Source organism: Dyella sp. NPDC103356 (assembly GCF_055584465.1).
This window is the reverse complement of record NZ_JBVJLZ010000001.1, coordinates 660896-686781: the sequence shown is the minus strand read 5'-3', so window position 1 is coordinate 686781 and position 25886 is coordinate 660896. Positions and strand designations below refer to the sequence as shown.

Here is a 25886-nt window from a genome sequence, read left to right as displayed (position 1 = left end):
ATGCTCGTGCTTGCCCCGACGTTTTGGCATGATCGCCGCGTTAGGGAGAGAACATGCTGTCGTCAGTGCTGTTAAGTCTCGGGCTGCTGGTTGGAACCAGCCAACCGGTGCCTCCCTCCCCGGTGGCATCGACGAGTGCCCCTGCCATTTTGCTGACGCCGCAGTTTCGTCGGTATGGGACCGCCAACGGCCTGCCCAGCAGTAGCGTCTATGTGGCCGTACAGGACCGCGAGGGCGCGATGTGGTTCGGGACGAAGGGCGGCATCGCACGCTTCGACGGCCTCGCGTTCCGGGTCTTTCGCCATGTTGCCGGCGACCCCGGTTCCCTGATCAATAACGGCATTTCGGCGCTACTGGTCGACCAGAGCGGTCATCTATGGGCCGGCGGCCTGGAGGCCGGGCTCAATCGCTACGATCCGATGCGCGATCGCTTCGAGCACTGGGGTCACAACGCCAGCGATCCGGGCAGCCTGGCCAGTGAAAAGGTCTGGGCGATCGCACAAACATCCGATGGCGTGATCTGGGTCGGGACGGCTGGCGGCCTGGAGCGCATGAAGTCCGACGGCAAAGGCTTTACGCATATCGTCAACCCGTTGCTCGGCGACAAGCCCGAAGCGTTCGGCATGATTGCTGCGCTTTATGTCGATACGCGCGATCGCTTGTGGATCGGCAGCAACCTGGGCGTGTTTCGCCGCGACCCCGACGGGACCTTTCATGCGATCCATCGGGCGGACTCCGATCATGTGATCGACGCCTGGCGCATCGAGGGCGATGGCGACGAAGTCCGCGTCAGTGCGGTCAGGGGTTTGTTCTTCGTCGGGCCGGACGATATCGCGCGTCCTTACGCGCAGGACAAGATCGCCAACGTCAATGTGCTCAGCAGCGTGCGCGACCTCAACGGGCGCCTGTGGGTCGGCACGCAACGTGGATTGTTTCTGCAGAACGGCGGGACCGGCCAGCCGATGACGCCGATCGTCGATCAACCGCTGTTGCCCGGCAACCTGCCAGGTACCTGGGTATTCAACATCATTATGGACCGCGAAGGCGGCATGTGGATCACCCTGTTCGATGGCGGCATCGCCTATCTGGCACCAGGGTGGAGCCGAATCAGCCGATTCAGTCATGTTCCCGAGGACCCCAGCAGTCTGCGCGATTCGGAGGCTACGGCGGTCGCGCGTTCGAAGGATGGGAAAATCTGGGTCGGTGGCCGCGCCTCCGTCGTCGACAAGCTCGATCCAGTCACTGGCATCGCCGAGCACGTGCTCGGCGGTAAGCGCGGTGACGTGGTCGGGATCACCGAAGACGCGCAGGGGCGCCTGTGGGTGGTAACGCAGGGCGCGATTTATCGCTATGTCGACGGCAAGCTCGATGAGGTCAAACCCGCCCCGGAAGGCATGCAGCATCCGCTGGAAGTCGAAGTAGGGCCGGACGGCAAGCTTTATGCCCGCACGTTCGGCGAGGGCCTGTACCGGATCGATCAGGATACCCTGCAGGTTACGTCGGCGCCGATTCGTCCGGCCGATGAGAAGGCTCGCTGGGGTAGTCAGCTTACGCTGCGCAATGGGGTTTTCTGGTACGCCAGCGATGGTGGCCTGCTGCGTCTGAACAGCACGCACGAGTACTTCGAACCGGTACCGGGAGTGACCAACGACCGCGTCGTCGATGCCTTCGACTTCACCGATGACGGCCTATGGCTCGCCAGGCCCGACGGACTGGAAAGATACACTTATGCAAAGGACGGCCTGACCCTGGTTCAAAAGGTCGATGCCACGCATGGTTGGCCGTCGATCGGCGTCTATGACCTGGCCGTCGATGCGCAGCAACGCGTATGGATATTTGGCCGCGACGGTTTATGGCGCTTCGATCCTGCCGACGATCAGTTCCGTCGCATCGGCTTGCAGGATGGCCTGATCAACGGCGAGTTCGCGCGCGGCTTCGCGCGCATGCCCAACGGTTACATCTATTCGCCGACCCTGGGCGGCGTGGTCGCGTTCAATCCGAACTTTCCCGATGTCAGCCCCTACGAACCGCCGCTGGCGATCACTGGCCTGCATATCCTGCGTCACGGTGCGCAGGTCGATCTGCCGTTGCACGACGACGTTATCAATCTGGGCTGGGAGGATCGCGGGTTGACGGTGACCGCACGCGTATTTTCCTATGTCGATACGGCATCGAATCACTATCGTTTCCGTCTGACCGATTTCGACAACAACTGGGTCGATACCGGTAACGTAGGCGTGCGCGAATTCGCCGGCCTGGGCGCCGGCGATTACACGCTGGAAGTGATGGGCGCGGGCGCGGATGGGCAATGGAGCAGTCTGCGCCAGCCGTTGAAGATCCATGTCGATGCGCCGCCGTGGGTGCGCTGGTGGGCATGGTGCGCGTACAGCCTGTTTGCCGCCTTGCTGGTCTGGCTGGTGCTGTTGATCTGGCAGCGCCGTTTGTCCAACCGTCACCGCATCCAGCTCGCCGAGCAGCGCCGCCATCTGGCCGAACAGGCCAGTGCCGCGAAGACGCAGTTCCTGGCGACGCTGAGCCACGAAATCCGTACACCGATGACCGGCGTCATCGGCATGTCCGAATTGCTGATGGGCACGTCGCTGTCGCCACCGCAGCGCGAATACACCGAGGCGATGCAACGTTCCGGCAGTTTGTTGTTGAAGCTGGTCAACGATGCGCTCGACCTGGCTCGTATCGAGGCCGGTCGTCTGGAGCTCGACATGGCGCCGTTCGATCTGCGTGCGCTGGTCGACGATATTGCCAAGCTCGAGCGCAATCAGGCGAAGAAGAAGGGGCTGCGCTTTGAAGCTTCTTGTTCCGACGACCTGCCACAGTATGTGCAGGGCGATGCGATGCGCATCAGGCAGGTGTTGTTGAACCTGGCGAACAACGCGTTGAAATTTACCGAGCGTGGTCAGGTCGTATTGCGTATCGAACGTGGTAGCGACGGCATCGTGTTCAGCATCACCGATACCGGTCCGGGTATTTCCGAAGCCGGGCAGGCGCGACTCTTCCATCGCTTCGAGCAGGAGAATGGACCGCAACGCAATTCGGGTAGCGGCCTGGGGCTGGCGATCTGCCGGGAGCTTGTCAGCTTGATGGGCGGCAGTATCGAGCTGGAGTCGAAGCTCGGGCAGGGCAGCACGTTCCGCGTGCGCTTGCCGTTGCGCGAGGTCGAGCCGGAGGCGCCCGCAGCGGTGGCGCCGGCGGCCGCTACGCAGGAGCGATCACTGCATGTGTTGCTGATCGAGGACGATGCGATCGCTGCGGCGGTGATTCGAGGCTTGCTGGAACAACAGGGGCACCAGGTTCGTCACGTCAATAACGGCCTGGCGGCGTTGGCCGAGCTGGCGCAGGGCGGCTGCGATGTCGTGCTGCTTGATCTGGACCTGCCCGGTGTCGACGGTTTCCAGGTGGCGCGCCTTATCCGGCAACGCGAAGCGCAGGGCGTGCATCTGCCGATCATCGTGGTGACGGCGCGTTCGGGTAGCGACGAGGAATCCCATGCGCGCGAGATGGGCATGGATGGCTTCCTGCGCAAGCCGTTGACGGGCGAGCAGCTCGCCCATGCCTTGCGCATGGTCCGCGTTGTTGGCGAGCCCGTAAACTAAAGCGCTCGCGCGCTCACATGTCGAACTTGGCCAGTTCGAAGCCCAGGCGTTTGTATTCGGCCCAGCGTACGCGCGAGCCGTCGCGCTCGGCCGGGTCGGCTGCGACTACTTCCAAGACACGCTCGTAACGGCCGGGTGGGCAGGTGTCGCGCAAGTTGATGACCATCGGGCGATCGTCGGTATCGACTCCCGGCGGTACGATCAATACCGCGGTATGCATATCGTCATCGTCGCCCGCCAGCTGATGCGGGATGTAGACGTCTTCGTCGAAATCCCACAGCAAGGAATCCAACGCTTCGGCCTGCTCGAAATCGCGCGTGAGCACCAGGGTCGGCTTTTGCGCCGCATAGGCGCGTTTGGCCAGCTCGCATACCAGCAGTAGCGGCTGTTCGCGAAAGCGTGGCTTGTCGATCAGGTAGAAGTCGGCGCGGGGCATACAGAGCAGTGTGGAGTGAATAGGAGTGAGAAAAACGTAGAGCGGGTGCGCCGCTCTACGTTTCTTGCTACTTAGTGACTCGGTGCCGTTCTGTCGATCAGCCACTGCGTCAGCAGCGAGACCGGCCGGCCGGTGGCGAGGCCCTTGCGGCCCTCATCCCACGCCGTGCCGGCGATATCCAGGTGTGCCCAGCGCTGGCCTTCGGTGAAGCGGGCGAGAAAACAGCCGGCGGTGATCGCGCCGGCGCTCTTGCCGCCGATATTGGCGACATCGGCAAAACCGGAATCGAGCTGGGTCTGGTAGTCGTCCCACAACGGCAGGCGCCACGCCCGGTCGAGCGTGAGTTCGCCGGCGGCGAGCAGCTCCGCGGCCAGGTCGTCATGCTTGCTCATCAGACCGGTAGCGTGTTTGCCCAGCGCAATGACGCAGGCGCCCGTCAACGTGGCGGCATCGATGATCGCCTGCGGCTGGAAGGTCTGCGCGGTATAGGTCAGCGCGTCGCACAGGATCAGGCGGCCTTCGGCATCGGTGTTGAGCACTTCGATGGTCAGGCCGGACAGGCTGGTCAGCACGTCGCTGGGGCGGTAGGCGTCGCCATCGGGCATGTTCTCCACGGCCGGCACCACGCAGACCAGGTTGACCGGCAGGTTCATCTTGACCGTGGCCACGAACGCGCCGAGCACGCCGGCGGCGCCGCCCATGTCGAACTTCATTTCTTCCATGCCCGGGCCGGGCTTCAGGCTGATACCGCCGGTATCGAAGGTGATGCCCTTGCCGACGAAGGCATACGGCTTGTCGTCCGCGTTGCCGCCCTGGTAGTTCAGCACCACCAGCTTGGGCTTGTTGACCGAGCCGCGACCTACGGCCAGCAGCGAGCCGAAGCCGAGCTTTTCCATCTCGACGTGATCGAGCACGTTGCAACTGACCTTGTCGTGGCGTTCGGCGAACTGGGTCGCCTGCTCGGCGATATAGGCCGGGTTGCAGATATTCGGCGGCAGGTTGGCCAGTTCGCGCGCAAAGCGGATGCCTTCGGCCATGGCCTTGGCCTGATCGAGACCGGTGACGGCATCGTCGCTGGCGGTGAACTGGATCGCGCCAAGCTCGGTCTGCGCGGGCTTTTCGCGCGGCTTGAAGGTGGCGGTGTAGCGGTAGGCGGCATGGTCCGCGCCCAGGGCCGCCGTGCGCACGCGCCAGGCGGCGTCGCGGTTGGGGACGTCCACCTCGGAAAGATAGGACACGGCGCTGTCGATCGGCAGGCGGCCGAGCGCGCGCGTCGATTCCAGGCAGATCTTCTGGTAGCGCGCCGCGTCGAAGCTCTTCTGCGCGCCCAGGCCCACCACCAGGACACGCTTGGCGGCCAGGCCGGCCGGCGCGAACATCACCGTGGTACTGCCGGCCTTGCCGGTAATGTCGCCGCTTTCCATTTGCTGCTTGATCGCGCCCTGGGCGGCGGTATTTACGCGGGCAGCGGCACTGGTAAGTACGCCGCCTTCGTACACGCCGACCACGACGCACGGGGTCTCGACGGTTTCGGGGGCGGCGGAGCCTAGGCTGAACTGAAGCGTCATCGGGTACATCCTGCATGGGGTCCGGAGGGCACCGGACCGGCTAAACTTGAGGTTTGCCGGCCAGGCCTTGGGGGCACGGCGCGGAGCCAAGTATCCTAACGCATGTCGAGTACCTGTCCTTATGAGCCGTACCGTCCGAGCGTTCCCGGGGCTGTCGTAGCCGGGTTGGGGGCGGTTTTGTCATCCGTCAGCGCAACTGCGCGTTTGAATTCGTTTTTTCCCGTTGCCGGGTTTTGCCTGGTAGCGCCTGCGCGCTTTCTCGCCGAGGTCCGGTTCTGAACATTCTCGATCGCTACTTTTTGCGTGAACTGGCGCAGACCGTTGCCGCGACGACGATCGTGCTGGTGGCGATCTTTGCCGGTACCTCGTTCGCGCAGGTGCTCAAACAGGTTGCCAACGGCAGCTTTCCCGCCAGCGTGATGTTCCAGGTGCTGGGCCTGAACATGCTCGACGGTCTGTCCACGTTGCTGCTGCTGGCCGGCTTTGTCGGTGTGCTGTGGAGCCTGGGCCGCATGTATCGCGAGAGCGAAATGCACGTGCTGTCCTCCTCGGGCATGGGGCCTGCCGGCCTGCTGAGGCCGGTGGCGATCCTTGCCGTGCTGCTGGCCATCCTGGTCGGCGTGGTGGCGATGTGGCTGGGGCCGTGGGCGGCACGTACTTCCGATAGCCTGGTCGCGGCCGCCAACCGTTCGGTGATTGCCGCCGGTCTCGATGCCGGCCGCTTCACCGAGTTGCCGGGACGCGGCGGCATCATCTTCGTCGACAACCTGAGCCGCGACGGCAGCGTGCTGGGCAATACCTTCATTGCGACCGAGCGCGATTCCACCGATGGGACCCGGCGCTTGAAGGTCGTCACCGGCAAGCACGGTCAGCTCTACCAGGAAAGCGATGGCGATGGCCGTTTCCTGGCGCTCTACGACGGTTGGCAATACGAGATGCCGCTCGGCGCCGACAACTGGCGCAAGATGAAGTACGAGCGCAACGACACGTCGCTGTCCAATATCCAGTCCGACGACAACGACGAAGATCCGGCGCACTCGTTGACCACCATGCAGCTGTTCGCCGTCGACAACGGTGACGCGCGCGCCGAGCTGGCGTGGCGCACGATCGCGCCGGCGATGATGCTGGTGCTGATCATGCTGGCGGTGCCGCTGTCGCGTCAGCAGCCGCGCGAGGCCCGTTCGGCCAGATTGATCATTGCCTTGCTCGTGTTCTATCTCTATTACCTGTTGCTGGCGCTGTGCCGCAGCCAGTTGATCAAGGGCAAGTGGCATCATTCCACGCCGATGTGGATCGTCTGCATCCTGGTGTTCGGGCTGGGTGTCTGGTTGTTCCGCAATCAGTATGCGATCCGCAAGCCGAAGGTAGTGAAGGCGACGAAGGCGGTGGCACGATGAGCGCCTTGCGCATCAAGCGCGTCGACTGGCTGGTCGGCATCACGGTATTGAGTTCCCTGGTCACGGTCTGGTTGGTGCTGACCGGCCTGGACGTGGTGTTTCAGTTGATCACCCAGATCGGCCGTATCGGCAAGAACGGCTACACGCTGACCAATGCGATCGTGTACGTGCTGGTGACGACACCGCGCCGCATGTATGAAATGTTCGGCAACGCGGCGCTGATCGGCGGTCTGCTGGGCCTGGGTGGCCTGGCCGGCAGCGGTGAGCTGACCGCGCTGCGCGCGTCGGGCATGTCCAAGTTGCGTATTGCCACCTCGGCCGTGGGCATCGTCGCGGTGCTGATCGTGGGCGTGGTGATTCTCGGCGAGACCGCAGCCCCGTGGGGCGATCAACAGGCGCAGGCGATGCAGCTGCGCATGAAGACCAACAACATCGGCATGGCCGGCAATAGCGGGCTATGGGCGCGCGATGGCGACCGCATCATCAATGCCAAGACGGCGATGGCGCGCCAGGGCGACACGCATACCACCGTGCAACTGGTCGACGTGCGCGTCTTCACCATGACGACGGACGGCCAGTTGAGCCGCTTCGACTGGGCCAAGACGGCCGAGCACGACGGTCATCAATGGGTGATGGACGATGTGCGCACCACGACGCTGGACGATGCCGGTGCGCACACCACGCTGGCGCCCAAGTCGGTGTGGGATTCGCGCCTGAATCCGCAGGTGCTGGAGCAGTCGCTGATCCAACCGCAGTATCTGTCGATGCGCGACCTGCGCCGCAATATCAACTACAAGCAAAGCCTGGGCGAGGCGCCGGGCGAATACGCCGTAGCGTTCTGGACACGTGCGCTCTATCCGCTGAACGTGCTGGTGCTGGTGCTTTGTGCGATGCCGTTCGCATTCGGCGCATTGCGTTCGGGCGGCCTGGGCAAGCGCATGTTTATCGGCATGCTGCTGGCGATCGGCTGGTACTTCCTGCAGAAGGCGATGGTGAATTTCGGTACGGTGTATGGCGTGCCGCCGCTATTGGCCAATCTGTTGCCGGCGCTGATTCTGGCGTTGCTTGCGTGGTTCTATTTCCGGCGGAGTGGCTAACGCCGGCTCACGCCGTCGCCTCTTCCGCGTCGGGTGCAAACTTGCCATCCGCCGCGAGCTGCGCAAACAAGCCGCCCAGTCGGACCAACTCATCGAAGCGACCGCTTTCCACCAGGCGGCCCTGGTCCAGTACCAGGATCATGTCGGCATGGCGTACCGTCGACAGGCGATGGGCGATCACGAAGGTCGTGCGCCCCTTGGTCAACGCGTTCAGTGCGCGCTGAATCCGCACTTCGGTCGCGTTGTCCAGCGCGCTGGTGGCTTCGTCCAGCACCAGGATCGGTGCGTTCTTGAGCATCGCGCGAGCGATCGCCAGACGCTGGCGCTCGCCGCCTGACAGCGAGCGACCGCGTTCGGAGACCATGGTCTCGAAACCTTCCGGCTTGCGTGCGATAAACCCGGTCGCCTCGGCCGCGGCGACCGCGGCTTCGATCTGGGTGAGGTCGGCGTCGGGATTGCCTACGCGCAGGTTTTCCAGGATCGACCGGTAGAACATGCCCGGGTCCTGGAACACCACGCCGATATTCTTGCGCAGCGATTCCAGCGAGACCTCACGAATATCCTGGCCATCGATCGTGATGCGCCCCTCGCTGGGATCATAGGCGCGGTAAAGCAGGCTGAGCGCCGTCGTCTTGCCTGCGCCGGTCGGGCCGACCAGCGCGATGGTGCTGCCGGCGGCGACGTTGAAACTGAGATCATGCAACGCCGGCTGCACGGGGTCGTAACCGAAACTGACATGGTCGAACACCACATCGCCGCGCACGCCGGTGAGGGCCGGGGCATTCGGCTTGTCGACAATCGCCGGGCGCTCGTCCAGCACGGCGAAGAAATCCTCCAGCGACTGGGTCTGGAAGAACAGCGTGGAGATAAACGCGGCGAACTGCTCCAGACGGCCAATCAGCAACATCGAAAAGCCGACGAAGCTGACAATCCCGCCGACGGTGATTTCGCCCTGCGTATGCAGCGAGCTGCCCAAGGCGAAGATCGCCACGATGGTCAGCGTGCTGGCCGCGCGGTTGAGCACCGACAAGAGAGCCCAGCCACGTAGTACCGGGTATTGCGCATCCAGCACGCGCGCCATCATTTCCTTCAGCGCCACCGCTTCGGCGGCCAGCCGGGTGAAACTTTGCACAATCGACACATTGCCGAACACGTCGCCCGCGCGCGTGGCTATTTCATTGTGCAGATCCTCGACTTCACCTTGCGCCTTGTGCGTGCGCCGGATCGCGACGGCGTTGGTCACGGCGAACATGATCATCAGCGCGATCATCAATAGCGCCAGCTTCCAGTTCATCCACAGCGCGACCGGGATCATCACCACGATCGCGAACAAGGTGGAAAGGTGGTCGCGAAAGAAGCTCAGCCACAGGCCGAACAGGTTGCCCACGCCCATGTTCATGATGCGTGCCAGCCGACCAGTGTGGTGATCGCTATGAAAACCCAGCGACAACGCCGAGGCATGCTCGAAGTAAAGCGCAATGGCGGCCAACCGTCGACGGTGCGCAAGCCGGTCCGCGTACAAGGACGTCCATACGCCCGCCGCGACACCCAGGAAACCGACGATGGCCCAGAGCACAATCAAACGCATGGCGCGCCCGCTATCGCCGCTCAGCGCGTCGACCACCTTGCCGAACAGCATGGGTTCGATAAAAAACACGCAGGCAACCGCAAGGTTGGTCAGCGCCAGCGTGATCGCCAGCGTGCGTTCGGCAGCCAGCAGGCCCAGCACGCGTACATACAGGCGCAAAATCGACACGATTGCTCAAGTCCTTGCGGCGATGGGCAAGAGCTTACCTCCGACGAGGCCGCGACGGAATTTCCGCGATGACTTGTGTGACCCGGATGTTCAGGCCAAGCTAACGCGCTCTACCGAACTTCACGAGGCATCCCATGAGCTGGGTCGATCTGCGCAGCGATACCGTCACGCGTCCCACCCCCGCGATGCGGCAAGCCATGGTCGATGCCGATGTCGGTGACGACGTGTATGGCGAGGACCCCACGGTCAACGCCTTGCAGAGCCGACTGGCCGCGGATCTCGGCTTCGAGGCTGGCTTGTTCGTGCCGACCGGTACGCAGTCGAACCTGCTGGCGCTGATGTCGCACTGCGAACGCGGCGACGAGTACCTGGTCGGTGCCGACGCGCATACGTACAAGTTCGAAGGCGGCGGCGCGGCGGTGCTCGGCTCGATCCAGCCGCAGCCCATTCCGCATGATGCCGATGGCTGCCTGCCGCTCGACAAGGTCGCCGCGGCGATCAAGCCGGTCGATCCGCATTTTGCCCGTACGCGCCTGTTCGCCTTGGAGAACACCTGGCATGGCCGGGTGTTGCCGATGGATTACCTGCGCGCTGCGCAAGATTTCGCGCAGTCGCGCCAGTTGGCGTTTCACCTGGATGGAGCGAGGCTGTTCAATGCGGCGATCGGTGCGGGCGTCCAGGCACGCGCGATTGCTCAGCATTTCGACAGCGTCTCGGTATGCCTGTCCAAGGGGCTGGGCGCGCCCGTCGGGTCGGTATTGGTCGGTTCGGCCGCCTTGATCGAGAAGGCGCGACGCTGGCGCAAGGTCGCCGGTGGCGGCTGGCGACAGGCCGGGATGCTGGCTGCAGCGGCGACCTATGCGCTCGACCATCATGTGGCACGGCTGGCTGACGATCATGCGCGTGCGAAGCGTCTGGCATCGGAACTGCGCGAGATCGGTGGCTTAAAACTTCTGGGGCATCACACCAACATGGTGTTCGTCGATGTGCCGGCCGATCGGTTGCGTGAGTTGGACGTCCATTTGAAAGCGGCGCAGATACGCATCAGCATCGGTTATCTGCCGACGTTGCGGCTGGTGACGCATCTGGATATCGATGATGAAGGTGTGGAGCGGGTGGTGCAGGCGTTTCGGGCGTTCTTCGGCTGAGCCAGAAGCCCCCTCACCCCAGCCCTCTCCCCCGGCAAAGCCAGGGGAGGGGAGCACGTTGCGCGAGGTTGATCGGTTGCCTCAGTCAGTCCCCTCTCCCCTGGCTTTGCCGGGGGAGAGGGTTAGGGTGAGGGGGGCTTTTGTTTCAACCCGCCCGATCAAACTTCTTGATGAAGTCCCGCACCTGCGGATAAACCGTCTCACGCCAACGGCGCCCGCTGAAAATGCCGTAATGTCCCGCGCCTTCGATGACCTTATGCGCGCGACGGTTGGCCGGAATGCCACTGCACAGGTCGTGTGCGGCTTCGGTCTGGCCCAGGCCGGAGATATCGTCCAGCTCGCCTTCGATCGTTAGCAGGGCGGTGTCCTTGATCGCACTCGGCTTGACGCGCTCGCCATTGACGTCCCACAGGCCGCGCGGCAGCAGGAACTGCTGGAACACGGTGCTGATGGTGTCGAGGTAGTACTCGGCCGGCATGTCGAGCACGGCGTTGTATTCGTCGTAGAACTTGCGATGCGCCTGGGCGTCGTCAAGGTCGCCGCGCAGCAGGTTCTGGTAGAAGTCCCAATGCGAATTCATATGCCGGCTGGGATTCATCGCGACGAAGCCGGCGTGTTGCAGAAAGCCCGGATACACCTCGCGGCCGTGGCCTGGATAATTCGGCGGAACGGTGTGAATCACATTGCCCTTGAACCAGGACAGCGGCTGCGTGGTGGCAAGGTTGTTCACGCCGGTGGGGTTGCTGCGCGGTTCGATCGGGCCGCCCATCATCGTCATCGACAGCGGCGTGTCTTCGCCACGCGCGGCCAGCAGCGAAATCGCGGCGAGCACGGGCACCGTCGGCTGGCATACCGAAATCACATGCACGCGTTTGGCGCCGATGTGGCGGATGAACTGCTCGATGTACGCGACGTAGTCGTCGAGATGAAACGCGCCATGCTCGGCCGGCACCATGCGTGCATCGGTCCAGTCGGTGATGTAGACCTTGTGGTCGGACAGCAACGAGCGCACCGTGTCGCGCAACAACGTGGAGTGATGTCCCGACAGCGGTGCAACCACCAGCACCGACGGGTCGTTCTTCATCTGCTCGATGATTTCCGGCTCGTCGCTGAAACGCTTGAAGCGCTTCAACTGGCAGAACGGCAGTTCCATCGCCGATTGCTCGACGATCGCGATCGGCTGACCGTGCGCAACAACGCTGTGGATGCCGAACTCGGGCTTTTCGTATTCCTTGCCCAGGCGATACATCAGCTCGTAGCCGGCCGCCGCGCGTTGTGCGCCGGGCAGGTTCGACAGCGGGCTGCTCTGATCGGAGAGCATGCGTGCGCTTGCTTGGGCGAAATAACTCAGCGGGCCGAGGACGGCGCGCTGCCACTCATGAATCTGATAAAGCATGGGCGGGGACCGGGGGTGTGCAAAAAACCAGTTTAGCCTGTTTCGCCATTGGGTGTTGCGCTGCGTCACGACAGTCTCAGTTGTCTATGCGACGCACTTCCGTCCCGGCAAGTATGTCGTGCAGTGTGCGTCGCCGCCGATCGATCAGGGCAACCGCGAACCACAGCGCCCAGCCGCCAAGCGCGGCATAGATCGCTCCCCGCATGCCGATCGCCGTTTGCAGTTCCAGTAGAAAAACCGGCAGCCAGGCAACGATCAATCGGATCAGCGCCTGCCGCCACGACGGAGCCGTGCCGGACGCCGAGGTAACACGAATACGCCACGGCCGCATGCCGAGCGTCTGTCCGCCGCGCAACCACGACACCACGAAATACGCGCTGATGGTCAGGTACTGCAGCGGCTGGAACCACCAGGTGAGTGCGTGACCCTGTGCATCGAACAGACGCCCGTGCGTGGCGATCTGGCAGACCAGGCCCATGACCGCGGCGATGGCGATGACGGCCAACAGGTCGTACAGCAGCGCCAGCAATCGGCGCCATAGCGGGCAGGGCAGTGCATTGACGGTGTCGTGAGTCATGGTCTCGCTTGCGTCTTGAGCGCGGGGTGTCCAGCATGTCGCGCATGGAACAAACCGCAAGTATCGCCGAAGCCGACCAGCGCAGCATCGCCGCGTTCATCGAACGCGTCTGGTCGGAAGACGGCTTGGCCAATCGCACGCTCGAAGCCTACCGACGCGATCTGGAGGGCCTCGCCGCATGGCTGTCAGGTCGGCAACGCAGCCTGCTGACCGCACGGCGCGAAGATCTGTCCGCCTATCACGGTGCACAGCCCGTCGCGGTGCGCTCGATGGCGCGGCGTCAATCCTCGTTTCGCCGTTACTACGGCTGGCTGGCACGTAGCGAGAGCGGTTTTGACGATCCGACCCTGCTGATCGAACGCCCGCGTACACCGCGCAGCTTGCCCAAGGCGCTGGCCGAGCGCGAAATCGAGGGTCTGTTGAATGCGCCGGATCTGACCGCGACGCTGGGTTTGCGCGATCGCGCCATGCTGGAATTGATGTATGCATCCGGCCTGCGTGTTTCCGAACTGGTCGAACTGCCGCTGGCGGCGCTCAATATGCGCCAGGGCGTGCTGCGTGTCACCGGCAAGGGCGGTAAGGATCGGCTGGTGCCGGTGGGCGAAGTGGCGCTGGAGCGCATCGAGAATTACCTGAAGACCGCGCGCCCCGTGCTTGCCAAGGGGAAGCAGCCCAAAGCGCTGTTTCTGAGCAAGCGCGGTGAAGGCATGACGCGCCAGATGTTCTGGACCCTGGTCAAGCGCTATGCGGTAACGGTTGGCATCGCGCCCAAGCGCATCTCGCCGCATGTGCTGCGCCATTCGTTCGCCACCCATCTGCTCAACCACGGCGCCGACTTGCGCGCGCTGCAGATGCTGCTGGGGCACAGTGCCTTGAGCACCACGCAAATCTATACGCTGGTCGCCAAGGAAGGGCTGAAAAGGTTGCATGCGCAACACCATCCGCGCGGCTGATCGCGTGAGCGTAAGGCTCGGTTACAAAAGAAATGACCGAACCGTAAAGCTGCGAAACTGTCACACCTGCCACGCTTCATTCAGCCTACTATGCGAGAATCCGCAGTTCCCGCGCCCCCGGCGGTGAATGGATGCACGTGAGGTTCCCATGTCCAAATTTTCGATGTTCAAAAAGCTGATCCTGACCCTTTCCCTGACCGGCCTGGCGTTTTCCGCGCTGGCTGCCGACGATGCGACCGAAGCGGTCGTCCGCAAGGCCGTCATGGGCCTGGCCCCGGGCGTGCAGGTCGACAGGATCGAGCCTGCGCCGCTGCCGGGCTTCTACCAGGTCATCGCCTCCGGGCAGTTGGTCTACGTCAGTGCCGACGGCAAGTATCTGCTCAACGGCGACCTGCTCGATCTCGGCAACAAGAAGAACATCAGCGAGCGCGCCTGGGCGGATTTCCGCAAAGTCCAGCTCGACAAGTTGCCCGAGTCGCAGCGCATCGTCTTTGCCGCGGCCAATCCGAAATACAAGGTCACCGTGTTCACCGACGTGAACTGCGGTTATTGCCGGGCGCTGCATGAGCACATCGCCGATTTCAACAAGGCCGGCATCTCGGTCGAGTACGTGGCGTGGCCGCGCGAAGGCGTGACCAGCACGTCGGGCGCACCCACCGCGACCTACACCGAGATGGTCAACGTCTGGTGCGCCGCCAACCCGAAAATGGCCTTTACCGAAGCCAAGCAGGGCAAAGTACCCAAGGCTGCCAGCTGCACCAATCCGGTCAAGGACGAATTCGAGCTGGGCGTGAAGCTGGGTGTGACCGGCACGCCGACCATCGTCGCCGATGACGGACGCGTTGTAGGCGGATACGTCACTCCCGATCAGTTGATCAAGGCGCTCAACAAGACCAACGGTAGCTGAGACGACGGTCACTCGCGCCGCTATCTCGACATGTTGGAAGTGAAGCGCCGCGGAAGCGGCGTTTCGCTTTTATGGAGATAGCTATGATGGAAGCAACAAGGAGTTTTGGCGCCATTCGCCTGCTGGCGCTGGTGCATGTGTAAGGTCGATCTGTTCGAGAAGCAGGGAAATGACTTGAATTTGCTCGCATCGCCCGAGCTGAAATCCACGTTGGACGGCCCGGCCCAGGCGCAAATAACCCTTCCGCATGCCGCTGATGGGTCTTCGACCGAATTTACGGTCGGCGTGACTCGAAAATCAGGCGGCTAGCGGGGGATTTCTATGGTCCGGAGGCGCAAATCCGGACCGTAATCTTAATGAAATGAATAGCTTGTCCGGGGCGCCCTTTGCTGTCTTGCAGCATGGGGTAGAATGGGCGTTTTCGCTGCCTTGCGCGTCAAGCGCCATTCCCCGCAATGATCGTACTCGACGGGCAGAGTGCCCTATCGCCGTTTCGCCTCGAACGTCTGAATGCCCGCCTGGATGCCCTGCATCGTGGCGCGCGTGTGCAGGCGGCCTGGCATGTCTATTTCATCGATACCGATACGGCGCCCGAAGGCGAGCAGCGCAAGCGCTTGCTGGAAGTACTCGAAGCGAAGGATGCCGCACCTGAGTCGGCTTCGCTGTGGGTGGTGCCGCGCCTGGGCACGATTTCGCCCTGGTCGAGCAAGGCCACCGATATTCTGCACGGCGCGGGTTTTCAGGTACGTCGCGTCGAGCGGGGCATGGCCTGGCAGCTCGCACATATGCCCGACGCCGGTGCGCGCGATTACGACGCGGTCATGGACGTGCTGCACGACGCGATGACGCAGTCGGTGCTGACGCAGCTGGACGACGCCAAGGGTCTGTTCCTGGCTGGCAAGCCCGGCGATCTGCTGCACATCGCCCTGGGTAGCGATGCGCAGGCCGCACTGGCCAAGGCCAACAGCGAGCTGGGTCTGGCGCTGGCCGACGACGAAATCGAGTATCTGGCCGAGCGCTACGCCGAGCTGGGGCGCGACCCCACCGACGCCGAACTGTTCATGTTCGCCCAGGCCAATTCCGAGCATTGCCGCCACAAGGTGTTCAACGCCAGTTGGACCCTGGACGGTCAGCCGCAGGACAAGAGCCTGTTCGGCATGATCAAGAACACGCACCAGCATTCGCCTGCGCATACCTTGTCCGCGTACAAGGACAATGCCGCGGTCATCGAAGGCAACGAAGGCAAGCGCTTTTTTGCCGACGCCGATGGCGTGTGGCGCGCGCATGGCGAACGTATCGACTACGCGATCAAGGTGGAGACGCATAACCATCCCACCGCGATCGCCCCGTGGCCCGGTGCGGCCACCGGTGCGGGCGGCGAGATTCGCGACGAAGGCGCGACCGGCCGCGGCGCCAAGCCCAAGGCGGGTCTGAGCGGCTTCTCGGTCTCGGACCTGCGTATTCCCGGTCATCCGATGCCGTGGGAAGTGGATCGTCCGTTGCCGCCGCGCATGGCCAGCGCATTCGAAATCATGCGCGACGGCCCGCTCGGCGCGGCCGCGTTCAACAACGAATTCGGCCGTCCTTGTCTGGGTGGCTATTTCCGCACCTATGAGCACGAAACCGGCGAAGCCGGCCTGCGTCGCGGCTACGACAAGCCGATCATGATTGCCGGCGGCCTGGCCAATATCCGCGCCGACCATGTGCAAAAGCGCGAGCTGCAGCCGGGCCACAAGGTCATCGTGCTGGGCGGTCCGGCGATGCTGATCGGACTGGGCGGCGGTGCTGCGTCGTCGGTGGCGTCGGGCACTTCGAGCGCGGAACTGGATTTCGCCTCGGTGCAGCGCGACAACGCCGAAATGGAACGCCGTTGCCAGCAGGTGATCGACGCTTGCTGGGCACGTGGCGACAACAACCCGATCGTCAGCGTGCACGACGTTGGCGCCGGTGGTCTGTCCAACGCGATTCCCGAACTGCTCAACGATTCCAACGTCGGCGGCCAGATCGATCTGTCGAAGATCCCCTGCGACGATCCGCAGCTCTCGCCGATGCAGGTATGGAGCAACGAGTCGCAGGAGCGCTATGTGCTCGGCATCGATGCGGCCGACCTGGCCGAATTCGAAGCCTATTGCGCGCGCGAACGCTGCCCGTATGCCGTCGTCGGCGAAGCGACTGCCGAGCGTGTGCTGGTGGTGCGCGATCCGCGCCGCGACCTCACCGTGATCGACCTGCCGATGGATGTACTGTTCGGCAAGGCGCCACGCATGCATCGCGATGCCAAGCACATCAAGCCGCGTATCGACCTGGTGCCGGACCTTACCGGCATCAGCATGGACGAAGCGCTGATCCGCGTGCTGAAGCTGCCGACCGTGGGCAGCAAGAACTTCTTGATCACCATTGGCGACCGCACTGTCGGTGGCCTGTGTTCGCGCGATCCGATGGTCGGCCCGTGGCAGGTGCCGGTGGCCGACTGCGCAGTCACCATCGCCGATTTCGACGGTTATGTCGGTGAAGCCATGGCGATGGCCGAGCGTGCGCCGGTCGCCTTGCTGAGCAGCGCCGATGCGGCGCGTCTGGCCGTGGGCGAGGCGATCACCAATCTGGCTGCGGCATCGATCGCCTCGCTGGGCGAGGTGCGCCTGTCGGCGAACTGGATGGCGGCAATCAACCATCCGGGCGAAGACGCAGCCCTGTTCGACGCCGTCAAGGCTGTCGGCATGGAGCTGTGCCCGGAGCTCGATATCTCGATCCCGGTCGGCAAGGACTCGCTGTCCATGCAGACCGTGTGGAAGGAAGGCGAGACCAAGCAGCGTACGGTGTCGCCGGTGTCGCTGGTCATCACCGGTTTTGCGCGCGTCGACGACGTGCGTCGCACGCTGACGCCGCAGATTCGTCTCGATCGCGGCGATTCCGAACTGTGGCTGATCGATCTGGGCGGCGGGCGTGATCGCCTCGGCAGTTCGGCGCTCACCCAGGTATTCAATCGTGGCGGCGGCGTGCCGCCGGATCTCGAAGACGCCAAGCAGCTGAAGGCCTTGTTCGATCTGGTGCAGGAAGCGAACCGTTCGGGCCTGCTGCTCGCTTATCACGATCGTTCCGATGGCGGCGCGATCGTCACTCTGCTGGAAATGGCTTTCGCCGGTCGCTGCGGCCTGGAAATTCAGCTCGAAGGTTGGGGCGAGGCAACTTTGCGCGCGCTCTTCAACGAAGAGCTCGGCGCGGTGATGCAGGTGGCCAGCGCCAATCGCGAAGCGTTCGAAGCGTTGCTGGTGAAATACGGCCTGGCCGGTATCGCCCATCGCATCGGTCGTCCGAAGGAAAAACTCGGCATCAAGTTGTTCCTGGGTGGCGACACCTTGTTCAAGTGGAACTGGAGCACGCTGTTTGCCGCGTGGAACGACACCAGTTACTCGATGCAGCGCCTGCGCGACAATCCGCAAAGTGCCGACGCCGAACGCGAATGGCGCCTGGACGATGCCGATCCGGGCATCAGCCCCAAGCTCGGCTTTGATCCCGCTGAAGACATCGCCGCGCCGTTCATCGCCAAGGGCGCGCGTCCGCGCGTGGCCGTATTGCGCGATCAGGGCGTCAACGGTCAGTCCGAAATGGCGGCGGCGTTTACGCGCGCCGGGTTCGACGCGGTCGACGTGCATATGTCCGATCTTGCCGAAGGCCGCATCAAACTGGCCGACTTCCGCGGTTTTGCCGCGTGCGGCGGGTTCTCCTTCGGCGACGTGCTGGGCGCGGGCCGTGGCTGGGCGACATCCATTCTCTATAACGACTACCTGCGCGCGGAGTTCTCCGCCTTCTTCGCCGACACATCCAAGTTTGCGCTGGGCGTATGCAACGGTTGCCAGATGATGAGCCAGCTCAAGGACATCATTCCCGGCGCCCAGCATTGGCCGAAGTTCCTGCGCAACGCGTCCGAGCAGTACGAAGCTCGCGTGGTGACGCTGGAAGTGCTCGACTCGCCGAGCATCTTCTTTAAGGGCATGACCGGTTCGCGTATTCCGGTGGCGGTCGCGCATGGCGAAGGCCGGGTCAGTTTCCCGCAGGTGTGCAGCCCGTCGAAGGCCGGCGGCGCGTTGCGCTTCGTCGACAATCGTGGGCGCCCGACCGAAGACTATCCGCTCAATCCGAACGGCTCACCCGGTGGCCTCACCGGCTTCACCGCTGCCGAAGGTCGCGTGACGATTCTGATGCCGCACCCGGAACGCGTGTTCCGTAGTGCGCAGATGAGTTGGCATCCGGACCCGTGGGGCGAGGACTCACCGTGGATGCGGATGTTCCGCAACGCCCGCGTCTGGTGCGGTTGATCGAGCGATAAAGCCGGCTTTATTGCCTTTACAGGTCGTATCGGAGCCGGCTTTACTAACGCATGTCCCAGCTCCCCTGGTATCTGCGTATCCCGCTTGGCGCGCTGGCGATCACGCTGTGGATCGGCGTGTTCGCCTTGCCACCCTGGTGGCTCGGATTGCCGTTGTTGCTGGCGCTGGCATTAGGTACGGCCGTATTGGCATCGCGGCGCCACGAGTGGGCGTTGTGGTGTCGGCGGGCCTTGAAATGGGGACTGCCCGGTTGGTTGTTCGCCCTGCAACGAGCGTTGGGTGGCGACCTGCTCGCCTGGGGCGCGGCCCTGCTTGGGGCTCTGGTCGGCTTTTCGCTGGTCGCCTTGCTGGAATCCCTGCTGGATCACCGCGTCAGGCGCACACCGCGCACCGCGCCGCAGCCCGAATGGAGCGAATTGGCGATGGCGCCGGTCGGCCCCGTGGCGCATATCGTCGAGCTGGAACCGGCACGCTGGCAAGACGCGAAGGGTCGGCTCGACGATCCCTTCGGCGATTCGGTGGATTATCGGCCGGCTAACGACGAAAGCGGCAGTTACCGTTTCGGCGACGGGCGAACCCTGGAACGCTTGAGTGCACGCTGTGGCTTCAGTCCCCAGGGGCGCTGGTTCGTCGCCAGTACGCCGCAAGGGCGGGGCGACCTGCTGTGGGACCGACAGGCGGACAAGGTGTTCCGTTTGCGCGGCTGGCAACTTTACGGCTGGGACGGCGAGCAACCCTGGCTGGCGCGTGGTCTCGACGGCGCCCCGGCGCGGCTGCACGAAGTGCTCGGTGACAAAGCAAGCGACTGAGGCACGTACTCCCTGCGTGGACTATCGCGCATAATTGGCAAGTGAGTACCCCCGCCACAAGCCTCGGCGCGCCCCCCGCCGTCAGCATCATTGTCGTTTCCGCCGATAGCGGAGCGTCGTTGCGCGAATGTGCGCGGCGCGCGCTTGCCTGCACGTTGCCGTTGCAGTTCATCCTGATCGACAACGATTCGCACGACGGCATACCGCAGGTGATCGAGCGCGATCATCAAGGCGACGAGCGCCTGCTGGTGATCTACAACGGCGCCAATCTCGGTTTCGGGCCGGCAATCAATCGCGCCGCGGCGAAGGCCTCCGGCGACACGCTATTGGTGCTCAACCCCGATTGCCTGCTCGAAGACGATACGCTGCAGCGCCTGCTCGATCATCTCGAGCAGACTCCCAAGGCCGGCGTCATCGGTGCGGTCGTATGCGATGAAAGCGGCCACGCCGATCCGGCGTCGTTCCGGCGCGACCCCTTGCTTGCGCGATCGTTGCGCACCTTGATCGGTGCCGAAGGCGAGGGCGTCAATATCGCGGGGCCGGCGCCTGATCGCATGGTGCAGACGGAGGCCGTTTCCGGCGCCTTGATGCTGATGCCACGCGATGTATTCCGCCGCATCGACGGTTTCGACGAAGCCTATTTCCTGCATTGCGAAGACCTGGATATCTGCCGTCGCATACGCGATGCCGGCTATGAAGTGTGGCTGGCCGGGGACGTGCGTGTATTGCATGGCAAGGGCACATCGAGCCGGCATCGGCCGGTCTTCGTCAGCTGGTACAAACATCGCGGCATGTGGCGCTGGTTCCGCAAGTTCGATCCGGCGGCGCGTAACCCGCTGCTCCTTGCGATCGTATGGCTGGGTATATGGGCTCATTTTCTGTTGAAGATCCCGGGGCAGTGGTGGCGGTTGGCTACGCGTAAGCGGCGCGTCGCTGGCGATGTGCCGGCATGAGCGAGCCACAGGCACGAGGCGCGACCCTCGCGACACTGGGCTTGATGGCGGTTACGGCCATCTGGGGTTCGACCTTTTTCCTGATCAAGGACCTGGTTGGCCGCCTGCCGGCTGCGGATTTTCTCGCCATACGTTTTCTGATCGCCGCCGTGGCGATGTTGCTGCTTTTTTTCCGGCCCTTGCTGCGCCTGAGTGCGCGTGAGTGGTGGCAAGGCCTGTTGCTGGGCGCGGTCTATGGCATCGGCCAGCTGTTGCAAACCAACGGCCTGGAACACACCGACGCCAGCATCAGCGGTTTTGCCACAGGCATGTATGTGGTTTTCACGCCATTGCTGGCTACGGTTCTGCTGCGTCAGCGGCTACCGTCGATCGCCTGGATCGCCGTGCTGCTGTCGCTGGGCGGTTTGGCCGTATTGGCATTGCGTGGTTTGAGCCTCGGTTACGGCGTGTGGATCACGCTCGCGTCGGCGGTGCTGTATGGCCTGCACATCGTGGGCTTGGGGCAGTGGTCCAGGCCGGGTAGCGCGTTTGCCTTGTCGACCGTGCAGATGTTTGCGATATCCGCGATTTGCCTGCTTGCGACCCTGCCGCATGGCCCGCGTTTGCCGCCCGATACGAATGCATGGATCGCCGTCGTCTATATGGCGCTGGCGGCGGGCGCCGGCGCGATGCTGATGCAGACCTGGGCGCAGGCCCATCTCAGCGCCACGCGTGCGGCTATCGTGATGACGCTGGAGCCGGTCTTTGCGGCGGGGTTTGCGGTGGCCTTCGGTGGCGAGGCGTTTACGTGGCGCATGCTGGTCGGCGGCTTGTTGATTCTGGCCGCGATGTATCTGGTGGAACTGGCGCCGCGCAGAAAGGCCGAGCCTTCGGCTGAGGTCCTGCATCACGAAGTTTGATGGGGCGGTTTCACCGCATCGCTAAAAAACCCTTCCGGCTCGTCATCCCGGCCTGCGCCGGGATGACGATAGGAAAGGCCGAGGTTATTCGAAGTTCCCTTACGCCGTGGTCTTCACCGGCTTCTTGCGCGGTTGCATCGCGATACGCACCAGATAGATAACGATGGCGATATTGCCGATCAGTACGGCCAGCTTGATCCAGTTGAAGCGCTCGATCACTTCGTAAAGCTCGACCGGAATCAGCGAGCCGGTAGCGATCACGGTAAACCACTCCGCCCAATGCTTGCGCAGCCACAGGCCGGTACCCTCGGTCGCGAAAATCGCCGCGTAAGCGAGTGCCACCAGCCCGATCGCGACAAACTTGCTCGGTCCCCATTCTTGCAGGGTCGCGACGAGCTTCCAGCGCAGGCTGTTGCTGTCGGTCAGGGACAGATGCTCCAGCCAGGTCACCAGGCGCGCAAAGTTCTCTTCGCGATCCAGACGGAAGGCGAAAATGGCGATGGCGATCAGGCCGACCGTCTTGACCGCCTTGTAGATCGCAATGATGCGCAAGCCAAGATTGTGCTGCGGCTCGATCGGCGGGATCGGCTCAGGGTGGGTCTGGGACATGGAGTACCGGATCAGCGGGGGACCACTATTGTCCCGGCCGGGGCGTGAATAGGGAATATGCCGGGAGGGGCAAGTGACGGGCGGCAAGGGGGTGAGAAACGCGTCGGACACGGTATCCGCTCGATTCTCACCCCCTCTTTACTCGGGCCTCACCTAGCAGCAACGGCCTCCGGTTCCCTTGTATCGGGCTACCTGCCGCTCACGAAAGAACTCTTTGTAACTGGGCACCTCCCGCTCAGGGTGGTGCTCGCGCAGGTGCTTGACGTAGACGTCGTAGTCGGGAACCCCGCAGCAGAGGCGAGCGGTTTGCACCGCCCACTTTCCGATGGCTTGCAGATCGATGTTCATATCGGCTCCTTCAGCGGGCCACGCTGGTCACGGCCACGTAGGGTTCTTCGTGCGCCGTCGGGTGATTTTCGCGCCATGCCCGGATCATCGAGCGCAGCGCGAACAGGGTCATGGTTATCACCAGCAGCATGAACAGGGCGGTGAGCGCCATGTCCACCCGGTTATTGGTGATGATCCGCTGCATTTCCTCGGCAGTCTTGGCCGGTGCCAGCAGCTTGCCGGCCTGCAACGCATCGGCGTACTTCTGGGCGGCAGCGGTGAAGCTGATCGGCCCGGACAGCTTCTGCCAGCCCGCGGCCAGGGTGCAGGTCACCAGCCAGATCGCCGGAATACCCGGGACCCATACATAGCGTTCGCGCTTGAGCTTGACGATCACCACCGTGGCGAGCATCAGCGCGATCGCCGCCAGCATCTGGTTGGCGATGCCGAACAAGGGCCACAAGGTGTTGATGCCGCCCAGCGGATCGACTGCGCCCTGGTAGAGGAAATACCCCCACAGACCGACGCAGATCACCGTGGCAAGCAGGTTGCTGGTCCACGATTCGGTCTTTTTCAGCGGCGCGTAGATCAGGCCGGCGATTTCCTGAATCATGAAGCGGCCCACGCGCGTACCTGCATCTACCGTGGTCAGGATGAACAGCGCTTCGAACAGGATCGCGTAGTGGTACCAGAAGGCCATCATGCCTTCGCCCGGGATGATTCCGTGCAGCAGTTGCGCCATGCCGACGGCAAGCGTCGGTGCGCCGCCAGCGCGGCTGAGGATGCTGCTTTCGCCGATGTTCTTGGCGGTGTTGAGCAACTCGTCCGGCGTGACCACGAAGCCCCATTGGCTGATCGTCGTCGCCGCCTGTTGCGCGGTGGTGCCGATCAGGGCGCCCGGCGAGTTCATCGCGAAGTACACGCCCGGATGCAGCGATGAGGCGGCGATCAGGGCCATGATGGCGACGAAGGCCTCCATCAACATGCCGCCATAACCGACCATGCGTGCCTCGCCTTCATTGGCGAGCAGTTTCGGCGTGGTGCCCGAGGCGATGATCGAGTGCCAGCCCGATACCGCGCCGCAGGCGATCGTGATGAACAGGAATGGGAACAGGTTGCCCTGGAACACCGGGCCAGTGCCATCGATGAACTTGGTGATCGGCGGCATCTGCAAGGTCGGTGCAGCCAGGAAGATCGCCAGCGCGAGCAGGGCGATGGTGCCGATCTTGAGGAAGGTGGACAGGTAGTCGCGCGGCGCCAGCAACAGCCATACCGGCAGGACCGAGGCGCAGAAGCCGTAAGCGATCAGCAGCCAGGCCAGCGCCTTGGGATCGAAGTCGAAGGCCGGCGCCCAGCTCGAGGTCGAGACGATCGAACCGGACCAGATCGACACCAGCAGCAGCACGATACCGATGATCGACACTTCCAGAATCCGCCCCGGCCGGAACCAGCGCAGATAGATACCCATCAGCAGCGCGATCGGGATCGTGCACGCCACGGTAAACGTACCCCACGGGCTGTGCGTCAGCGCCTTGACCACCACCAGCGCCAGCACTGCCAGCACGATCATCATCAAGACCAGCACGCCGAACATGGCCACGACGCCTGCAACCGGTCCCAGTTCGTCGCGCAGCATGTTGCCGAGCGAGCGCCCGTCGCGGCGAAGCGACAGGCCCAGGATCATGAAGTCCTGCACGGCACCGGCAAAGATCACGCCGAAGATGATCCACAGCGTGCCGGGCACGTAGCCCATCTGTGCGGCCAGCACTGGGCCGACCAGGGGGCCGGCGCCGGCAATGGCGGCAAAGTGGTGGCCGAACACCACCCATTTGTCGGTCGGTACATAGTCCAGACCGTCGTTGCGCAACACCGCGGGGGTGGCGCGACTGGGGTCCATCTTCAACACCTTCGTGTCGATGAATTTGCTGTAAAAACGGTAGCCGATGACGAACAGGCCGATCGAGGCGGCGACCAGCCAGATCGCATTGATCGGCTCGCCCCGGCGCAACGCGACGACGCCAAGGCACCAGGCGCCGATAATGGCAATGACAGCCCAGAGCAGTTTCGCCGCCGTGCCGTTGTGAGTTGTGGTTTGCATGGATGGAGCTCCCCGGGAGATGCCGTAACAGGTTCGTCCCGGCGCTGGCGGGGGTCAAGCCGCAGGGCCGCCCAGGGCATTAGCTATTGGTCGAATAGATGACAGCCCGTTTCGCTGCCCCGCAAACATTCGGGTAACACCTCGTCGGCGTAGACTGAGAGCCCCGCATTGCTTAAGGAAGACCCATGCGTCCGACAAAACGTAGTGTTGCCACCGGCCTTGCGCTTGCCCTGCTGATTGCTCCACTCGCCGGTTCGGCATTTCAATTCAAGGATTTGCTCAACAAGGCCAAGTCCGCTACGCAGCAAAGCACCTCCGGCCAGCCCAATGGCGTGAACCTGCCCAATAGCGATGTGGCCGCCGGTCTGAAAGAGGCGCTGGCCAAGAGCACCACCGATGCCATCAATACCTTGGGCCGCAACGACGGCTTCTGGAACAATCCCAAGGTGCGCATTCCGTTGCCCGGCAAGCTGGAACAGGCCGGTAACCTGGCACGCAAGATGGGGCAGGGTGCGAAGGTCGACGAATTTCAGCTGAGCATGAACCGCGCCGCCGAGAAAGCCGTGCCTCAGGTCGCCGACCTGTTCGGCGATGCGATTCGCAAGATGACCCTCGACGATGCGCGCGGCATTCTTACCGGCGGCGATCATGCCGCCACCGATTATTTCCGACGCGTCGCCGGTCCTGCGCTGACCGAGCGTATCCGCCCGATCGTGTCCAAGACTACCGACAGCGTGGGCGTTACGCAGAAGTACAAGGCGTTTACCTCCGGTAGCGGCGGCGGCGCGTTGGGCAGCAGCCTGGGCAAGCTGGGTAGTCTGGGCGGCAAGGGCGGTGGTTCCAGCTCGCTGGACCTGGATGACTACGTCACCAAGGAAACGCTGGATGGCTTGTTCGCCACGATCGGCGATCAGGAAAAATCCATTCGCGATAATCCGGCGCAGCAAACCACATCGCTATTGAAAAAGGTGTTCGGCAAATAAACGTTCCGATCTACCGGTGAAACTCAAGAGATAT

19 protein-coding genes are annotated in these 25886 nt (G+C 63.4%); 11 read left to right on the top strand and 8 right to left on the bottom strand.

The window, feature by feature from the left end:
* Nucleotides 1–53: 53 nt before the first annotated feature.
* The gene (locus ACZ6WW_RS02980) at nt 54–3611 is read left to right on the top strand and encodes a hybrid sensor histidine kinase/response regulator (protein WP_465272896.1); all 3558 of its coding nucleotides are present in this window, start codon (nt 54–56) and stop codon (nt 3609–3611) included.
* Nucleotides 3612–3624: 13 nt separating this feature from the next.
* On the opposite strand, the gene ACZ6WW_RS02975 is transcribed toward ACZ6WW_RS02980, so the two are convergent.
* Nucleotides 3625–4047: a DNA polymerase III subunit chi gene (locus ACZ6WW_RS02975; RefSeq protein ID WP_281852110.1), complete on the bottom strand. Its 423-nt coding sequence runs from the start codon at nt 4045–4047 to the stop codon at nt 3625–3627.
* 71 nt (nt 4048–4118) lie between these two features.
* Nucleotides 4119–5615: a leucyl aminopeptidase gene (locus ACZ6WW_RS02970; protein WP_465272895.1), complete on the bottom strand. Its 1497-nt coding sequence runs from the start codon at nt 5613–5615 to the stop codon at nt 4119–4121.
* A 281-nt stretch (nt 5616–5896) separates the two neighbouring features.
* On the opposite strand from ACZ6WW_RS02970, the gene lptF reads away from it, so the two are divergent.
* Both lptF and lptG read left to right on the top strand, forming a co-directional pair.
* Nucleotides 5897–7012, top strand: coding sequence for an LPS export ABC transporter permease LptF (gene lptF / locus ACZ6WW_RS02965; RefSeq protein WP_465273011.1), 1116 nt, complete (start codon nt 5897–5899; stop codon nt 7010–7012).
* A complete protein-coding gene (gene lptG / locus ACZ6WW_RS02960; RefSeq protein WP_465272894.1) occupies nt 7009–8109 on the top strand; it encodes an LPS export ABC transporter permease LptG in 1101 nt (366 codons plus the stop codon). The genes lptF and lptG overlap by 4 nt, the downstream gene beginning before the upstream one ends.
* Nucleotides 8110–8116: 7 nt before the next feature.
* Here the strand turns inward: lptG and ACZ6WW_RS02955 are convergent, their stop codons facing one another.
* Nucleotides 8117–9865, bottom strand: coding sequence for a glucan ABC transporter ATP-binding protein/ permease (locus ACZ6WW_RS02955; RefSeq protein ID WP_465272893.1), 1749 nt, complete (start codon nt 9863–9865; stop codon nt 8117–8119).
* Between the two features lie 134 nt (nt 9866–9999).
* Between ACZ6WW_RS02955 and ltaE the strand changes: the two genes are divergently transcribed.
* Entirely contained in the window at nt 10000–11013 is a 1014-nt protein-coding gene (gene ltaE / locus ACZ6WW_RS02950; protein ID WP_465272892.1) for a low-specificity L-threonine aldolase, read from the top strand.
* A 145-nt stretch (nt 11014–11158) separates the two neighbouring features.
* Here ltaE and ACZ6WW_RS02945 read toward each other — a convergent pair whose 3' ends face one another.
* Both ACZ6WW_RS02945 and ACZ6WW_RS02940 read right to left on the bottom strand, forming a co-directional pair.
* Nucleotides 11159–12409 (bottom strand): polyhydroxyalkanoate depolymerase, encoded by a 1251-nt coding sequence (locus ACZ6WW_RS02945; protein WP_465272891.1) that lies wholly within the window; start codon nt 12407–12409, stop codon nt 11159–11161.
* A gap of 76 nt (nt 12410–12485) precedes the next feature.
* Entirely contained in the window at nt 12486–12986 is a 501-nt protein-coding gene (locus ACZ6WW_RS02940) for an RDD family protein (protein WP_465272890.1), read from the bottom strand.
* A 44-nt stretch (nt 12987–13030) separates the two neighbouring features.
* Here ACZ6WW_RS02940 and xerD point away from each other — a divergent pair, with 44 nt between their 5' ends.
* The 6 genes from xerD (at nt 13031) to ACZ6WW_RS02910 (ending at nt 21835) form a co-directional block, all read left to right on the top strand.
* Nucleotides 13031–13939, top strand: coding sequence for a site-specific tyrosine recombinase XerD (gene xerD / locus ACZ6WW_RS02935; RefSeq protein ID WP_465272889.1), 909 nt, complete (start codon nt 13031–13033; stop codon nt 13937–13939).
* Nucleotides 13940–14087: 148 nt separating this feature from the next.
* Nucleotides 14088–14846: a thioredoxin fold domain-containing protein gene (locus tag ACZ6WW_RS02930; protein ID WP_465272888.1), complete on the top strand. Its 759-nt coding sequence runs from the start codon at nt 14088–14090 to the stop codon at nt 14844–14846.
* A 455-nt stretch (nt 14847–15301) separates the two neighbouring features.
* Nucleotides 15302–19162 (top strand): phosphoribosylformylglycinamidine synthase, encoded by a 3861-nt coding sequence (gene purL / locus ACZ6WW_RS02925; protein WP_465272887.1) that lies wholly within the window; start codon nt 15302–15304, stop codon nt 19160–19162.
* 62 nt (nt 19163–19224) lie between these two features.
* Complete coding sequence (locus tag ACZ6WW_RS02920) at nt 19225–19983, top strand: hypothetical protein (RefSeq protein ID WP_465272886.1); 759 nt, start codon at nt 19225–19227, stop codon at nt 19981–19983.
* A 41-nt stretch (nt 19984–20024) separates the two neighbouring features.
* Nucleotides 20025–20936 (top strand): glycosyltransferase family 2 protein, encoded by a 912-nt coding sequence (locus ACZ6WW_RS02915; RefSeq protein WP_465272885.1) that lies wholly within the window; start codon nt 20025–20027, stop codon nt 20934–20936.
* Nucleotides 20933–21835: a DMT family transporter gene (locus tag ACZ6WW_RS02910; RefSeq protein ID WP_465272884.1), complete on the top strand. Its 903-nt coding sequence runs from the start codon at nt 20933–20935 to the stop codon at nt 21833–21835. Before ACZ6WW_RS02915 ends, ACZ6WW_RS02910 begins: the two co-directional genes overlap by 4 nt.
* A 99-nt stretch (nt 21836–21934) precedes the next feature.
* Here the strand turns inward: ACZ6WW_RS02910 and ACZ6WW_RS02905 are convergent, their stop codons facing one another.
* From ACZ6WW_RS02905 to ACZ6WW_RS02895, 3 genes are all read right to left on the bottom strand, one after another.
* Nucleotides 21935–22444, bottom strand: coding sequence for a DUF2127 domain-containing protein (locus tag ACZ6WW_RS02905; protein WP_281852127.1), 510 nt, complete (start codon nt 22442–22444; stop codon nt 21935–21937).
* A 153-nt stretch (nt 22445–22597) separates the two neighbouring features.
* Nucleotides 22598–22792 carry a YbdD/YjiX family protein gene (locus ACZ6WW_RS02900; RefSeq protein WP_281852128.1) on the bottom strand — a complete coding sequence of 65 codons (195 nt, stop codon included), beginning with the start codon at nt 22790–22792 and terminating at the stop codon, nt 22598–22600.
* A gap of 10 nt (nt 22793–22802) precedes the next feature.
* Entirely contained in the window at nt 22803–24869 is a 2067-nt protein-coding gene (locus tag ACZ6WW_RS02895; RefSeq protein WP_281852129.1) for a carbon starvation CstA family protein, read from the bottom strand.
* 185 nt (nt 24870–25054) lie between these two features.
* Here ACZ6WW_RS02895 and ACZ6WW_RS02890 point away from each other — a divergent pair, with 185 nt between their 5' ends.
* Nucleotides 25055–25852, top strand: a complete 798-nt coding sequence (locus tag ACZ6WW_RS02890; RefSeq protein WP_465272883.1) for a DUF4197 domain-containing protein — start codon at nt 25055–25057, stop codon at nt 25850–25852.
* Nucleotides 25853–25886: the final 34 nt, after the last annotated feature.